Genomic DNA, 14,205 nt, shown 5'->3' on the forward strand with positions numbered 1-14,205 from the left:
GATAGGTTGGGCTGAGCCTGCGATGCCCAACATCGGGATTCCCGAAGCGTACGTGGTTGGGCTTCACTTCGTTCACCCCGACCTATGAGGGCGCGGGCATCGCTTGCGGGGCGGGGCCGAATGGGGCCGCGCGCTACAATGACGCCATGACGTCCCCCCGCATTCCCAACGACACCCTGCGCCTGTCTGTCGCCCCGATGATGGACTGGACGGACACGCATTGCCGCGTGTTCCACCGCCTGTTTGCGCCGAGCGCGCGCCTGTACACCGAGATGGTGCACGCGCAGGCCGTGATCCATGGCGACCGCCACCGGCTGCTGGGCTTTGACACCGTGGAGCATCCCGTTGCCGTCCAGCTCGGCGGCAGCGACCCGGCGCACCTGGCGCAGGCCGCGCGCATCGCGCAGGACTGGGGCTACGACGAGGTGAACCTCAACGTGGGTTGTCCGTCCGACCGCGTGCAGGCCGGTCGCTTCGGCGCCTGCCTGATGAAGGAGCCGGCGCTGGTGTCCGAGTGCGTGGCGGCGATGATCGAGGCCGTCAGCATTCCGGTGACGGTGAAGTGCCGCCTCGGCGTGGACGAGCAGGAGGACTACGACCTGTTCCTCGCCTTCATCGACACCGTCGCCGCGACCGGCTGCAACACGTTCTTCGTGCATGCGCGCAAGGCGTGGCTGCAGGGCCTGTCGCCGAAGGAGAACCGCGAGATTCCGCCGCTGCGCTACGACTGGGCCTACCGGCTCAAGCGCGAGCGGCCCGCACTGACAGTGGCGATCAACGGCGGCATCACCACCACCGCACAGGTGCACGAGCACCTGCAGCACAGCGATGGCGTGATGATCGGTCGCGCGGCCTACCACGAGCCCTACGTGCTGCATGAGATGCAGGTGGCGCTGTTCGGCGGCGAGCTGCGTTCGCGCGCTGAGTTGTTGCGTGCGTGGCGCCCGTATGTCGAGGCGCAACTGGCGAAGGGCGTGGCATTGAAGCACCTGACCCGCCATGTGCTCGGCCTGTTCCATGCGCAGCCGGGCGGGCGTGCCTTCCGCCAGATCCTCAGCGAGGGCGCACACCGTCCCGGGGCCGACTGGTCGCTGGTGGAGCAGGCGCTGGCCGCGACCACGCGCGAACTGCGCCCGGCGGCCTGAGCGTGATCACCCGCGACATCGCCGCGTTCACCGCGTTCGCGGGTTCGCTGGCAGCGGACTTCGGGCCGGCGACCGCACGCGCGGCCTTCCTGGTGTCGCCGGATGGCTTCATGCGCGCGGAGCAGTCGGCACAGGACAACCGCTACATGGCGGACGCCCGCGCCTTCGATACCGGCGCGGCGTTGCGCGAACACCATGCGCTGCATCGCGCATTGGCGCAGGACGTACCGGTGATCTGCTTCCCCGGCGACGAGACGACGCCGGATGCGGTGTTTCCGAACAACGTGTTCGCCACCGCGCGCGTGGACGGCGAAGCGCGGCTGATCGTGGGCCGCATGCGCCACGAGGTACGCCAGCGCGAAGCGGGGCGAAGGGATATCCGCGGCTTCTTCCGCGACACGCTGGGTTATGCCGAGGTGGATCTCTCCGGCCAGCCGCACCCGTGCGAGCTGACCGGCGCACTGGTCATCGACCGCGCGCGCGGCATCGGCTTCTGCGGCCTGTCCGAGCGCTGCGACGAGGCCGGCGCGGCACGGATGCACGAGGCGTTCGGCCTGCGCGCCACGCTGATGTTCGATCTGGCCCCGGGCGAATACCACACCAATGTACTGCTGGCGGTGCTGGCCGGCCGCGCGGTCCTGGTTCACGCCGGCGGGCTGCAGACCCCCGGTCTGGTGCCTGCCCTGAAGGCGGTCTACCCCGGCGGTGTGGTCAACCTGAACGGCCTGGAGCAGGCCGCGTTCGCCGGCAACGCCATCGCGTTGGCGTCAGGGAAGGTGTGGATGAGCCGTCGCGCCCACGACGCGCTGCGGCCGGCCACCGTGGAGGCGCTGGCCGCGTCCGGCTTTGCGGTGCACAGCGTCGCGCTGACCGCCATCGAAGCCGGCGGCGGCTCGCTAAGGTGTTGTGTTGCCGAGGTTTTCTGATCATTCAGCTGGCTGAATGCGCAGAGCGACCCTGTGGATAAATTCAGAACGGATTCACCGCCCGGGTCCAAGACTGCGCTTCCCATCCACTGAGGCGGTTTCGGGTTTCGTTCAGTTTCGCGACCCCAGTTCCGTTACGATTCCGTTATGCGTTTTCGTGCCCCGACCCTAGCCGCCCTCACCTTGGCGGTCCTCGTTGCCCTGACCGGTACTGCTGCGGTGCACGCACAGGACGACCGGGATCGCGGGGACGCGCCGCCGTCGCGTGACCGCGGCATGCCGCGCAACGACGACCGGGGTCACCGCAACTCGATGTCGGACTCCGTGCGCCGCGTGCGCAGCGATGCCGGCAACCAGGTCCTGAGTGTCGAACGCATGCAGTACGACGGCCGTGATGTCACGCGCGTCAAGTACATCGACGACCGTGGTCGCGTGCGCACGCAGACCCAGGACGACGCCGGGCCGTCGCGCCGCGATGCCGATTCCCCCGTCCGGCCGCGCCGCGACATCGCGCCGCCTCCACGCGGCGATAACCCCTCGCGCCCGTAGTCTTACGTAGAATCCACGCTCATCACGAGCATGTCCGTGGCCGGTTCCGCGCCACGCGAAATACCAAGGAGAGTCCATGCGTATCCTGCTGGTCGAAGACGAAGCCCCCCTGCGTGAAACCCTGGCAGCGCGCCTGAAGCGCGAAGGCTTTGCGGTCGACGCCGCCCAGGACGGCGAGGAAGGCCTCTACATGGGCCGCGAAGTGCCGTTCGATGTCGGCATCATCGACCTCGGCCTGCCGAAGATGTCCGGCATGGAGTTGATCAAGGCGCTGCGCGACGAAGGCAAGAAGTTCCCGGTGCTGATCCTGACCGCGCGCAGCAGCTGGCAGGACAAGGTCGAGGGCCTGAAGCAGGGCGCCGACGACTATCTGGTCAAGCCCTTCCATGTGGAAGAACTGCTCGCGCGCGTCAACGCGCTGCTGCGCCGCGCGGCGGGCTGGAGCAAGCCGACACTGGAATGCGGTCCGGTCGCGCTGGACCTGGCGGCACAGACCGTGAGCGTCAACGGCAGCAACGTCGATCTGACGAGCTACGAGTACAAGGTGCTCGAGTACCTGATGATGCATGCCGGCGAGCTGGTCTCGAAGGCCGACCTGACCGAGCACATCTACCAGCAGGATTTCGACCGCGACTCCAACGTGTTGGAAGTCTTCATCGGCCGCCTGCGCAAGAAGCTGGACCCGGACGGCGAGCTGAAGCCGATCGAGACCGTACGCGGTCGCGGCTACCGCTTCGCGATCCCGCGCAGCGGCGAAGGCTGATGTCCCGCGCCGGCATCGCCTGCACTTGATGCCTGCGCCACCCTCCGGCGCCGCGCCATCCGCCCCCGTCGGCCGTGACCGGTTCGACGGGTGGCGGCCGCGTTCGTTGCGTGCCCGCCAGCTGCTCGCCGCCAGCCTGGCGCTGCTCGCCTTCCTCGCTCTCGCCGGGTATGCGCTGGACCGCGCGTTCGTCGATACCGCCGAGGACAACCTGCGCCAGCGCTTGAAGAGCTACGCGCTGTATTACACCGACAAGGTGGAGTTCGGGCGCAACGGCACGCTGATTCCACCCTACAACACGCCCGATCCCCGCTTCGACATGCCCGACAGCGGAATGTACGCGCAGGTGGTGCTCCAGGGCGTGCCGCCGTGGGGATCCAACTCCACGCTGGGACCCGAGCTGCCGGTGCCGCGGATGCTCGGTGCGCTGGAGGAATCGTTCGAGGGGCCGCTGCCGATCCGTCGTGCCGACGGCAGCGAGAGCGAGGCATACCGTTACGGCGTGGGGTACGCATGGCCGGCGACGCACCAGCATCCCGAGATCCCGTACAGCATCTACATCTTCGAGGATGCGCAGGCGTTGAGCGCGCAGATCCGCGTGTTCCGCGGGTCGCTGTGGGTCTACCTCGGCGGCGCCGGCGTGATCCTGCTGCTGCTGCAGATGCTGGTGCTGCGCTGGAGCCTGCGCCCGCTGCGGCGGGTCATCTTCGAACTCAGTCGTGTGCAGCGTGGCGAACTGTCGGGGATGACCGAGAGCCATCCGCGCGAACTCGAACCGCTGACCGACAGCATCAACGCCTTCATCGAGAGCGAACGCGAGAACCTGGAGCGGCAGCGCAATACGCTGGCCGACCTGGCGCACAGCCTGAAGACACCCATCGCGGTGCTGCGCACGCAGCTGGACAGTGGCGGTGGCGATCCGCAGGCGTTGCGCGACGAACTGGACGTCCAGCTCAAGCGGATGAACAACCTGGTCTCCTACCAGTTGGCGCGTGCGGCCTCGAGTGGACACAAGCTGTTCTCCGCGGCCGTGCCCATCGAGCCGCACGCGGAGGAAATCGTGCGCGGCCTGGAGAAGGTGTATGCCACGAAGGGCGTGATCTGCGAATTCGAGATCGACCCGCGCGCACGTTTCCACGGCGAGACCGGCGACCTGCAGGAACTGATGGGCAACCTGCTGGAGAACGCCTTCAAGTGGGCGCGCTCGCGCGTGCTGCTGACGGTGACGGTCGGCGCGACGGCGCCGCAGCGGCGTGCGGGCCTGTTCATGGCGGTGGACGACGATGGACCGGGTATCGCCGAAGACGATGTCGCGAAGGTCCTGCAGCGCGGTGTGCGCGGCGACGAGCGCGTGCAGGGGCACGGCATCGGCCTGTCCATCGTGCAGGACCTGATCCGCGACTATCGTGGCGAGTTGCAGGTACGGCGATCGGACGAACTGGGCGGCGCGCGCTTCGAGGTGCGGCTGCCGCCGGGGCTGTGATTCAGGCGGCCGTGCCGGTCATCGGCGAAGGACCGTAGAAGCGCGCCAGATGCGCCGCCACGTCCGGCATGGCCTCGGTCAGTACGTCCGGCGCGGAGAAGTGGTACTCGGTGACGACGGCGAAGAATTCCTCGGGCGCTTCCGCCGCGTACGGGTCGATGGCGGTCTCGCGGCCGAGGTCGACCTGCATGCAGAAGTCGTCGTAGGCGCGCTGGAAGTCGCGCGCCCAGCGGCTATGCCATGCGTCCGGCAACGGTGGCGTGCCGTCCAGTTCGCCATCCAGCACGTCCAGCTTGTGCGCCATCTCGTGCACGGCCACGCAGAAGCCGGCATCGGGCTCTGCGATGTCGGCCTGCACGTCGGCCCACGACAGGATCAGCGGTCCCTGGTCCCAGGCTTCGCCGGCCAGGTCGTCTTCCCATTCGTGCAGAACGCCCGCGGCGTCGGTGTGCGTGCGCTGCACGCGGAAGGCATCGGGATAGACGATCAGCTGCGACCAGCCGCGCAGGCCGGCCTCGCCGTATTCGAGCAGCGGCAGGCAGCACAGCGCGGCCAGCTGCGCGCGCTGCGCGTCGTCCAGGCTCAGCCCGGCCAGCGGCGTGATGGTCTTCTGGTGCAGGAAGCGCGCCGTCAGTGCGCGCAGGCGCTCCGAGCGCTCGTCGTCCAGCGCCGATACCCATGGGGTAGCGCTGCGCACGCGTTGCCAGAGGCTGTCTTCAATCGACGGGGAAGGGCGCCGCAGGCGGCGCAACAGTCCGATCACCGGGTGCCGCCCTCCGCGTCAGCGGAACATGCCGGGCAGGAAGCTGTGCCACTTCGAGCCGCGGCTGCGCGGCAGCGGGGTGTCGTCGTCGTCGCCGCCGCCGCGGGTGGTGGCCGGCGAGGTCAGCGACGCAGGCGCGCCGTACTTGCTGCGCACGGCGGTGGCGCGCGCGCGGCGTGCATCCGATGCATTCGGCACGGCATCGGCCGGACGTTCGGCGACCGCGCGGTCGGCGACGTCCTGGCAGGTCCCGTTGGTGCCGTTGGCGATGCCGCGCCCGTTCTGGGCGAACACGGCCGCCGAGGCAACGAGGAGCAGCAGGGCAAGGCTGGCGCGAAGCATCGGAGGGACTCCTGTCGGTCGGTTACAGCGGCCAGATGACGCCGCCGACTATAGCCGGATTGGCGCCGGCCGGCACGGATCGGCCCGCTCCGTGCGACGAAACGGCGGTCCGCGGCGACGGATCGAGGAAAACCGCGGATGGGCTGCTGCGTCGCAGCAGGGCCGGTTCCCGGCTTGCGGCAGACTCCCGCCATGCCGACCGCCTCAGACCGCCCGCTGACCGCTCCCGCCCTGCGCCTGGCGCTGATCGCCGGTGCCCGCCGGGTCATCGCGGCCCGGGACGGGTTGAACCGCATCAACGTGTTCCCGGTGGCTGACGGGGATACCGGCAACAACCTCGCCTCCACCCTCGGCAGCGTGCTCCACGGTGCGCTGAGCCGGCCCAGCCAGCACGCCGGTGACCTGCTCAGCCGGGTCGGCAACGACGCGATCGACGGGGCGCGGGGCAATTCGGGCGCCATCCTGGCGCAGTTCCTCCACGGCGTGGCCGAACGCGTGCGGCCGCTGCCCGAGTTGGACGTGCGCTCGCTGGCCGCCGCCGTGCGCCAGGGCGCGCAGAGTGCGCGGCAGGCGCTGGCCCAGCCGGTCGAGGGCACCATCCTGAGCGTCATCACCGCATTCGCCGACGAACTGGATGCGGCAGCGGACAGCGCGCAGTCCGATACGCGCAGTGGCTTCACCCGCGCACTGGTGCGGGCGCGTCGCGCGCTGGCCGATACACCGCGGCAGATGGCGCTGCTGCAGAAGGCCGGCGTGGTGGACGCTGGCGCGCAGGGGTTCGTCGACCTGCTGGAGGGCATCGCCGAGTTCGTCGAAGGCGGTCCGCGGGCCGTGCGCATGCGGACGGGTGCACCGATGGCCGCCAACGACGCGGGCGGTTCCGTCGTCCACGACCACGAGATCGATCCTGACCGCCGGTGGTGCACGGAATGCCTGCTGCTCGGCGATGGGTTGGACCGCAACCGCCTGCGCGTTGCGCTGGAAGCGATCGGCGCGGATTCCATCGTCATTGCCGGCGGTGCGTCGCGGCTGCGCGTGCACGCCCACACGGGTTCGCCGCAGGCGTTGTTCGATGCCTGCGCAGCGCAGGGGCGTGTCGAAGGCATGAAGGCCGACGACATGATCCGCCAGCAGGCGGTGGCGGCCGCACCGCAGCCGCTGGTGGTGGTCACCGACAGCGCCGCCGACCTGCCGGACGACATCGCCGAGCGTTACGCGATCGGCGTGGTGCCGGCGCGCGTGGACCTGGATGGTCGCGACTACCTCGACAAGATCGGCCTGTCGACCGGCGAGTTCTACCGGCGCATGGCGTCGTCGCGCCAGCTGCCGCGCACCAGCCAGCCGCCGCCCGGCGATTTCCGCCGTCAGTTCGAGCTGTCGCTCGCTCACCATGCGCGCGTGCTGTACGTGGGCCTGTCGCGCGCGCTATCGGGCACGCTGCAGTCCGGCGAGCATGCGGCGGTGCGCGATCCCGGCCGTCGCGTGCGCGTGTTCGACACGATCAACGCCGCCTGCGGCCAGGCCCTGCTGGTATGGCGGGCGGCGGAACTGGCGGCCGAAGGACGGGACGATGCCGAGGTCGTGGCCGAACTGGAACGCCTGCGCCCGCTCACGCGTATGTGGGCCATCGCGCCCGACATTTCCCATGCGGTACGCGGTGGCCGCATCCCGCGCTGGGCGGCGCCGATCGCGCGCCTGAGCGCGCTGACCCCGATGGCGAAGATGAGCATCGACGGCCGCATGGTGGTTGCGGGCATCCTGTTGACCCGCGCCGGCGCGCCGGAAGCGTTCGCGCAGCGTGTCGTGCGCCAGCTTCCGGCAGGTAAGCGCTGGCGCCTCATCGTCGGGCACTGCGACGCGCGTGCGGGGGCGGAGCGAGTGCTGGCTGCGCTGCGTGCGCGCCTGGACATCAGCGAGGACCGGTTGGTGGAAACGGGCGCGGCCATCGGCGCACACGCAGGGCAGGGCGCACTGATCGTGGCGGTGCAGCCGGCGCCAGATGCCTAAGCCGATGAGGGCGTGGCCCATAATGGTGCCATGCTGACTTCCTGCCTGCTGTTGCTGCTCGCCTACCTGATCGGCTCCGTGTCGGGCAGCCTGATGCTGGGCCGCCTGCGCGGCGTGGACATCCGCACGCAGGGCAGCGGCAATGCCGGTGGTACCAATGCCTTCCGCACCCAGGGCGCGAAGTTCGCGCTCGGCGTGGTGCTGATCGATATCGGCAAGGGTGCGCTGGCGGCGTGGTTGGCGCTGCGCTTCGCGCCGTCGGATGGCCCGTTGGCACCGCGTGTGCTGGGATACCTGGCGATCTTCATCGCGGCGATGGGCCATGTCTGGCCGGTCTGGCACGGGTTCCGCGGCGGCAAAGGCGTCGGCACGCTGCTGGGTGGCATGGCGGTGCTGTGGCCGATGGTGCTGCTGCCGTTGTTCGCGGTATGGGTAGGCGTGCTGGTGGCGACGGGGTACGTAGGCCTGGCGTCGATCGTCGCCACCGCGTGCTTGGTGCCGCTGGCGTGGTGGATGCAGGTCGATCGCGCGGCACAGGTGTTCGCCATCGCCGCCGCGCTGCTGGTGCTGTTCACCCATCGGGTGAATGTCCGTCGCCTGCGCGACGGCACCGAGTCGCGATTCGAACGCGTCCGTATCTGGCGCCGTCGCGCATGACCGGCGAGCGCGAGCTGCTGCAGCGCTTGATTGAAGGCCCGGTGTCCGGCGATGTGCTGGCGCGCGATGCCGGCCTGACGCGTGCCGCCATGTGGAAGCGCATCGAAGCACTGCGCGACGGCGGCGTGCGCATCGATGCCCAAGCCGGGCGCGGCTATGCACTCGCCGAACCGGTCGAACTGCTGGACGCCGACCGTATCCGCGCGCAACTGCCGTCCGCGACCATCGATGGGCTGTCGTCGCTCGACGTGGCGTGGTCGCTGGATTCCACCAACAGTGAATTGCTCCGGCGCAAGGCGCCGGAACGGGGCGTCGAGGTCCTGCTCGCCGAGCAGCAGACCGGTGGCCGTGGTCGGCGTGGACGTCAATGGGCGTCGCCGATCGCATCGAATCTCTACCTGTCGCTGTCGCGGCAGTTCTCCGGCGGTCTCGCGCGCCTGGGCGGCCTCAGCCTGGTGGTCGGCGTGGCAGTGGCGGAAGCGCTGCGGCAGGCTGGCTATATCGCGGTGGGCGTGAAGTGGCCCAACGATCTGCTCGCGCACGGCCGCAAGCTCGGCGGCATCCTGGTGGAAGGCGGCGGCGAGCACGGTGGGCCGGTGCGCGCGGTGATCGGCATCGGTGTGAACGTGCGCATGCCGGCGCCCGTCGCCATGACCATCGACCAGGCATGGACCGATCTCGCCGGTTTGGGCGATGGCGCACCGTCGCGCAACGCACTGGCGGCGCAGTTGCTGGATGCGCTGCTGCCGGCGCTGGAGCAGTTTGATCGCGACGGCCTTCCGCCGTTCCTCGCGCGTTATGCCGCACTGGATGTGCTGGCAGGGCGCGCCATCACCGTGCATGGTCCGCAGGGCGACGAACAGGGCGTGGCCGATGGCATCGGCGACGACGGTGCATTGCGGGTGAGGATGGATCAGGGCGTGCGGCAGGTGCATGCGGGCGAAGTCAGCGTGAGGGCGACATGACGCAGTGGGTGTTCGACCTGGGGAACTCGCGTGTGAAGTGCGCGGCACTGCATGCCGACGGCACGCTCGGCCACGTGCAGGCCGTCGCGTATGACGAAGGCTTCATCTCGTCGCTCGACGCGGTGCTGCCGGCGACCCTGGTGCGGAAGGCTTCGATGGCGGTCGTCGCCAGCGTGGCATCGCCCGCGCGCACGGCCGCCGTGATCGATTGGCTGACCACGCGCGTCGGCGCCATTTCCCTGCCGCGCACGCAGCCTGCGCTGGCCGGCGTGCGCATCGCCTACGACGAGCCCGCGCGCCTGGGGGTGGACCGTTTCCTCGCGCTGCTGGCGGCGCGTCGCCGCGCGGCGCGGAACTGGCTGGTCGTGGGCGTGGGCACGGCGGTGACGGTCGACCTGCTGGATGCGCAGGGCCTGCATCGGGGCGGGCGCATCGCGCCGTCGCCCCAGCTGATGCGCGAGTCCCTGCAAGCCGCGGCCGGGCAACTTCCTGCGACGGGTGGCCACTACGTCGAGTTCGCCACCGACACGCTCGACGCGCTGGCGTCCGGCTGCGACGGCGCCGCGCTGGGACTCGTCGAGCGCAGCCTGCTGCAGGCGGAGGACACGCTGGGCGAACGGCCGGCGTTGCTGCTGCATGGTGGTGGCGCCGCTGGCCTGATGCCCTGGTTGCCAGGTGCCGCGCTGGCGCCCTCCCTCGTCCTCGAGGGACTGGCCGTGTGGGCGCAGCTCGGTTCGGACGCGTGAGCGCGGCTAGAATCACGGCATGCTGATCCGCGCCATGATCGTCCTGCTGGTCGTGTTGAACCTCGGTGCCGCCGCCTGGTGGCTGACGCGCTCCGTGGTGCCGCCTGCGCCGCCCGCCGACCTGCCTTCCGGTGTGGCCCGCCTGCAATTGGTGGACGAGCCCCTGTCGCCGGCAGGGGCTCCGGTCGCATCGTCGACGACCGCGCCTGCTGCGGAGGCTTCCATCGCGGCCTGTTTCAGTCTGGGGCCCTACACCAGCGCAGCGGCGGCCACGCAAGCGCAGGCGGCGACCGCAGGACGACTGTTGCGCGCACGCCTTCGCGAAATCCCGGGCACGAGCGCCAGTGGCTACCAGGTGGTCATTCCGCCGGCCGCCACGCTTGAAGAGGCGCAGGCCACCGCGGCGCGCATCGGTGCGGCGGGTTTCGACGATTTCCTGGTGGTGCGGCAGGGCGACCAGGCGAACGGGATCGCCTTGGGACGTTATCGCAGCCGTGAAGCCGCGGAACGCCGACTCGCACAACTGGAGGCCGCGGACTTCGGCGCCGAACTGCAGCCGGTGGGACGCGCCGGTCCCGGCCTGTGGTGGCTGGATGCGGGCGTGGCGGAAGGCGTGGATGCCGTCGCCCTGGCCCGCGCCGCGTCCAGCGGCGCTCCCCAACCCCTCGAATGCACCGCGCTGCGCTAGAATCGCAGCCCGCGCCGCTTTAGCTCAGCTGGTAGAGCAACCGCCTTGTAAGCGGTAGGTCATCCGTTCGATTCGGATAAGCGGCACCATCTTCGCTGTCGTCGTCGGCGCGTCCGTGCTGCGATGCCACAGGCCCGTCATCGCCGACCTACTAGACTGTGCGCCTGTTTTCCGCAGGACGTACCCATGAGTCGAGCCTTTCCCCCGGTCTCCCTGATCGGTGTGCCCACCGACATCGGCGCAGGCCATCGTGGTGCCCGCATGGGGCCGGATGCGCTGCGCATCGCCGGCCTGGGCGAGGCGCTGGCGGCACGGGGCATCGACGTGATCGATACCGGCAACGTGCAGGGTCCGGCCAATCCGTGGACGGGTCCGGTCGAAGGTTATCGGCACCTCGATGAGGTGGTGGCCTGGAATCGCGCCGTGATGGACGCCACGGCGGCGGAACTCGCACGCCAGCGCCTGCCCATCATGCTGGGCGGCGACCACTGCCTGGCGATGGGGTCGATCACCGCCGTGGCGCGCCATTGCCGCCAGGCCGGCAAGAAGCTGCGCGTGCTGTGGCTGGACGCGCATTCGGACTTCAACACCAGCGAGGTCACGCCGTCGGGCAACATCCACGGCATGCCGGTGGCCTGCCTGTGCGGCATCGGCCCCGAGGCGCTGACGAAGCTCGGCGGCGATGCCCCGGCGATCACGCCGGCGATGGTGCGGCAGATCGGTATCCGTTCGGTCGATCCGGAAGAGAAGAAGCTGATCAAGGACCACCAGGTCGATGTGTACGACATGCGCTACATCGACGAGGTGGGCATGAAGCGCACGATCGAGGCCGCGCTGGAGGGCGTCGATGGCGACACCCACCTGCACGTCAGTTTCGATGTGGACTTCCTCGATCCCAGCATCGCGCCGGGGGTCGGCACCACCGTGCCGGGCGGCCCCAACTACCGCGAAGCGCAGCTGGTGATGGAGATGATCGCCGACACGCGTCTGATGGGGTCGCTCGATATCGTCGAGTTGAACCCGGTGCTGGACCGCCGCAACCGCACGGCCAAGCTGACGGTGGACCTGGTGGAAAGCCTCTTCGGCAAGTCGACGCTGATGCGCGACTGAGTGCCGGTGGACTGGGAAAACTGCGACTGAACACGGCCGTCCGGGCTTCACGTGCCCTATACGCGGTCGCGACGAAGGTGCACGCACACGCCGCCGCAGCCATGGGACGCCCCGCGGCGGCACCCCAATCCACCAGGAGATGACACATGAAGCGTGCAATGATGCTGCTGCTGACGGCGATGTTCTCGATGGCCGTCCTGTCCGGCTGCAACACCGTGGCCGGTGCCGGCAAGGACGTCCAGAAGGTCGGCGAGAAGGTCGAGGACAAGGCCCAGGACTGCAAGGACGGCCGCTGCTGAGTCACGTCGCCTTGGGCCGTCGGGCATGTGCGAGGAAGGGCCGGGAAACCGGCCCTTCCTTGTTTTCGGGTTGCGGATGGTCAGCCAGCAGCCAGTGTGCTTGAATCAGACTGCGCGGGTGGGGCAGCATGGGTCGTCCGTCCCGGACGCTGCCGTCCCAGGCCGTGAGTACCGTCCACAGGAGTCGCTTATGAAGCGTATGGTTGCGTTGATTCTGTTGTCCCTGTTCTCCATCGCCGTGCTGTCCGGCTGCAACACCGTCAAGGGGTTCGGCAAGGACGTGCAGAAGGTGGGCGAGAAGGTCGAGGATTCTTCGGGCAAGTAACGCCCCGATTCCTGCGATCACGACGGGCCGCCATGCGGCCCGTTTTTTTTGGCGCGATTTCCATGGCGCCCATGCAGGTATTGCGATGCTCTCCTGACGCGCTGTTCTTCTCCGGATGAATGGAAGCACGCGTCACTCTTACGCGTTCATGGCCGCGAACGAACCGTCATGCCCCTGAATGGTTCAGCCATTCCTAATGGCCTGTTGACGCAGGGTTGATCGTGTGGAAACGCGCGCCTTGCGAAGCTGTCCCCGCGGCGCCCCCTGCCGCTCAATCAAGCGAGGCAACACCATGAATCAGGACATCATCGCCGGTAACTGGAAACAGCTGAAGGGCAAGATCCAGGCGAAGTGGGGCGACCTGACCGACGACGACTTCAAGGTCGCGGAAGGCAATGCCGAGTACCTGACCGGCAAGCTGCAGGAACGTTACGGGTACGACCGGGACCGTGCCAACACGGAAGTCCAGGAGTTCCAGCGCACGCTGCGTTCGGACAGCACGTTCAAGCACTGACGCACGTACTCACCCTGACAGGCAAATCGAGACGGGCCGCCTGATGCGGCCCGTCTTCTTTCATGCGCGAAGCTCAGCGGTAGCGCGGCGGGTCGGCAACAAAGCCATTGGGGAACGCGCGCGGGCGTTCATCGCGACGCGTCGGTCCAAGACGGCGGGGGACCACGCCCAGAGCGACCAGCCGGCGGTACTCGTCGTAGCGCACCTCGCCCACCTGTTCCGGCTGGCGGGTCGCGCGGTCGAAACCCGTTCGCGACGTGGGCGCCCACTCGCGACCGCCATGACCGGTGCCGATGCTCTGCTGCTGGGCGGCGTCGTTGGCGGCGATGCCGCGGGAGGCACCCGCTGGTGCAGCGGCTTCGGCCTCCGCCCGCTTCTCCATCGATCCGCGCGCGATCGTCGGTGGCGTGTACTGCGGATAGCGATAGGCGGGCGCTTCCCGGAACGCGGCTATGCCGATCACGCCAACATTGCGCGGCCGGCCTGTCCGCGCGGCGTAGCTGTCGCCGAGGTCGGTGAAGACGAACTGCGCCACGTCACTCATCGACTTGCGCCAGCCGGTGACTTCGGTGGTCTGCCACGGCTCCAGCACGTAGCCGGCCTGCGAGGGGTTGGCGGTCTGGCCGGTGATGGCGTTGATCCCGTCCACCGACAGCACGACCAGCACGCGCTCGCCCGTGGTGTTGGTCAGGCGGACGCTGTAGCGGTTGCCGGGCGTGCCTGCGACCCAGAGATCGCCCCGGTGCGGATGCTGTGCCAGCCATTCGCCAGTGTCGCGGTCGACCACGCTGACATCGACCAGGGGGCCGGCGTGGGCCGGTGCGGAGGCAAGCAGGGCCAAGGTGGCCAGGGAGGCGAGGATTCGGTGCAGCATGTCCGTTCTCCAGGTGGGGACGTTGCTGCGAACGGCCGGCCGCATGCGG

General features: G+C 69.1%; 17 protein-coding genes and 1 tRNA gene. 15 read left to right on the forward strand and 3 right to left on the reverse strand.

All coding sequences use genetic code 11. The features are described from left to right. The first annotated feature begins 146 nt into the window (after nucleotides 1-146). The 5 genes from dusA (at nucleotide 147) to ACGHX3_RS03035 (ending at nucleotide 4,866) form a co-directional block, all read left to right on the forward strand. On the forward strand, nucleotides 147-1,145 hold the full coding sequence (gene dusA / locus ACGHX3_RS03015; RefSeq protein WP_394696357.1) for a tRNA dihydrouridine(20/20a) synthase DusA: 999 nt from the start codon (nucleotides 147-149) through the stop codon (nucleotides 1,143-1,145). Between the two features lie 2 nt (nucleotides 1,146-1,147). Then, nucleotides 1,148-2,071 (forward strand): arginine deiminase-related protein, encoded by a 924-nt coding sequence (locus ACGHX3_RS03020; protein WP_394696358.1) that lies wholly within the window; start codon nucleotides 1,148-1,150, stop codon nucleotides 2,069-2,071. 147 nt (nucleotides 2,072-2,218) lie between these two features. After that, nucleotides 2,219-2,620, forward strand: a complete 402-nt coding sequence (locus ACGHX3_RS03025) for a hypothetical protein (protein WP_162337060.1) — start codon at nucleotides 2,219-2,221, stop codon at nucleotides 2,618-2,620. A gap of 76 nt (nucleotides 2,621-2,696) precedes the next feature. After that, entirely contained in the window at nucleotides 2,697-3,383 is a 687-nt protein-coding gene (locus ACGHX3_RS03030) for a response regulator transcription factor (RefSeq protein WP_055937106.1), read from the forward strand. Nucleotides 3,384-3,411: 28 nt separating this feature from the next. Further along, a complete protein-coding gene (locus ACGHX3_RS03035) occupies nucleotides 3,412-4,866 on the forward strand; it encodes a sensor histidine kinase (RefSeq protein WP_394696359.1) in 1,455 nt (484 codons plus the stop codon). Nucleotide 4,867: 1 nt separating this feature from the next. Here ACGHX3_RS03035 and ACGHX3_RS03040 read toward each other — a convergent pair whose 3' ends face one another. Both ACGHX3_RS03040 and ACGHX3_RS03045 read right to left on the reverse strand, forming a co-directional pair. Continuing rightward, complete coding sequence (locus ACGHX3_RS03040; RefSeq protein ID WP_394696360.1) at nucleotides 4,868-5,629, reverse strand: zinc-dependent peptidase; 762 nt, start codon at nucleotides 5,627-5,629, stop codon at nucleotides 4,868-4,870. Nucleotides 5,630-5,647: 18 nt separating this feature from the next. Next, the gene (locus ACGHX3_RS03045; protein ID WP_394696361.1) at nucleotides 5,648-5,971 is read right to left on the reverse strand and encodes a hypothetical protein; all 324 of its coding nucleotides are present in this window, start codon (nucleotides 5,969-5,971) and stop codon (nucleotides 5,648-5,650) included. 192 nt (nucleotides 5,972-6,163) lie between these two features. Between ACGHX3_RS03045 and ACGHX3_RS03050 the strand changes: the two genes are divergently transcribed. The 10 genes from ACGHX3_RS03050 (at nucleotide 6,164) to ACGHX3_RS03095 (ending at nucleotide 13,282) form a co-directional block, all read left to right on the forward strand. Continuing rightward, on the forward strand, nucleotides 6,164-7,978 hold the full coding sequence (locus tag ACGHX3_RS03050) for a DegV family protein (RefSeq protein ID WP_394696362.1): 1,815 nt from the start codon (nucleotides 6,164-6,166) through the stop codon (nucleotides 7,976-7,978). Between the two features lie 30 nt (nucleotides 7,979-8,008). Then, nucleotides 8,009-8,635 carry a glycerol-3-phosphate 1-O-acyltransferase PlsY gene (gene plsY / locus ACGHX3_RS03055; protein ID WP_394696363.1) on the forward strand — a complete coding sequence of 209 codons (627 nt, stop codon included), beginning with the start codon at nucleotides 8,009-8,011 and terminating at the stop codon, nucleotides 8,633-8,635. Continuing rightward, nucleotides 8,632-9,600: a bifunctional biotin--[acetyl-CoA-carboxylase] ligase/biotin operon repressor BirA gene (birA, locus tag ACGHX3_RS03060; RefSeq protein ID WP_394696364.1), complete on the forward strand. Its 969-nt coding sequence runs from the start codon at nucleotides 8,632-8,634 to the stop codon at nucleotides 9,598-9,600. Before plsY ends, birA begins: the two co-directional genes overlap by 4 nt. Continuing rightward, the gene (locus ACGHX3_RS03065) at nucleotides 9,597-10,346 is read left to right on the forward strand and encodes a type III pantothenate kinase (RefSeq protein ID WP_394696365.1); all 750 of its coding nucleotides are present in this window, start codon (nucleotides 9,597-9,599) and stop codon (nucleotides 10,344-10,346) included. The genes birA and ACGHX3_RS03065 overlap by 4 nt, the downstream gene beginning before the upstream one ends. 19 nt (nucleotides 10,347-10,365) lie before the next feature. Beyond that, the gene (locus tag ACGHX3_RS03070; protein WP_394696366.1) at nucleotides 10,366-11,034 is read left to right on the forward strand and encodes an SPOR domain-containing protein; all 669 of its coding nucleotides are present in this window, start codon (nucleotides 10,366-10,368) and stop codon (nucleotides 11,032-11,034) included. Between the two features lie 13 nt (nucleotides 11,035-11,047). Further along, nucleotides 11,048-11,123 (forward strand) — tRNA-Thr (locus tag ACGHX3_RS03075). A 97-nt stretch (nucleotides 11,124-11,220) separates the two neighbouring features. Beyond that, nucleotides 11,221-12,144 carry an arginase gene (gene rocF, locus ACGHX3_RS03080; protein ID WP_162337053.1) on the forward strand — a complete coding sequence of 308 codons (924 nt, stop codon included), beginning with the start codon at nucleotides 11,221-11,223 and terminating at the stop codon, nucleotides 12,142-12,144. A gap of 146 nt (nucleotides 12,145-12,290) precedes the next feature. Continuing rightward, the gene (locus tag ACGHX3_RS03085) at nucleotides 12,291-12,443 is read left to right on the forward strand and encodes an entericidin A/B family lipoprotein (RefSeq protein WP_213604738.1); all 153 of its coding nucleotides are present in this window, start codon (nucleotides 12,291-12,293) and stop codon (nucleotides 12,441-12,443) included. Nucleotides 12,444-12,633: 190 nt separating this feature from the next. Beyond that, nucleotides 12,634-12,768 carry an entericidin A/B family lipoprotein gene (locus ACGHX3_RS03090; RefSeq protein ID WP_394696367.1) on the forward strand — a complete coding sequence of 45 codons (135 nt, stop codon included), beginning with the start codon at nucleotides 12,634-12,636 and terminating at the stop codon, nucleotides 12,766-12,768. Between the two features lie 292 nt (nucleotides 12,769-13,060). Further along, nucleotides 13,061-13,282 carry a CsbD family protein gene (locus tag ACGHX3_RS03095; RefSeq protein ID WP_162337050.1) on the forward strand — a complete coding sequence of 74 codons (222 nt, stop codon included), beginning with the start codon at nucleotides 13,061-13,063 and terminating at the stop codon, nucleotides 13,280-13,282. 73 nt (nucleotides 13,283-13,355) lie between these two features. Here ACGHX3_RS03095 and ACGHX3_RS03100 read toward each other — a convergent pair whose 3' ends face one another. Further along, nucleotides 13,356-14,156 (reverse strand): hypothetical protein, encoded by an 801-nt coding sequence (locus tag ACGHX3_RS03100; protein ID WP_394696368.1) that lies wholly within the window; start codon nucleotides 14,154-14,156, stop codon nucleotides 13,356-13,358. Nucleotides 14,157-14,205: the final 49 nt, after the last annotated feature.

This window comes from Pseudoxanthomonas japonensis (genome assembly GCF_043632995.1).
GTDB classification, from domain to species: Bacteria; Pseudomonadota; Gammaproteobacteria; order Xanthomonadales; family Xanthomonadaceae; genus Pseudoxanthomonas_A; species Pseudoxanthomonas_A japonensis.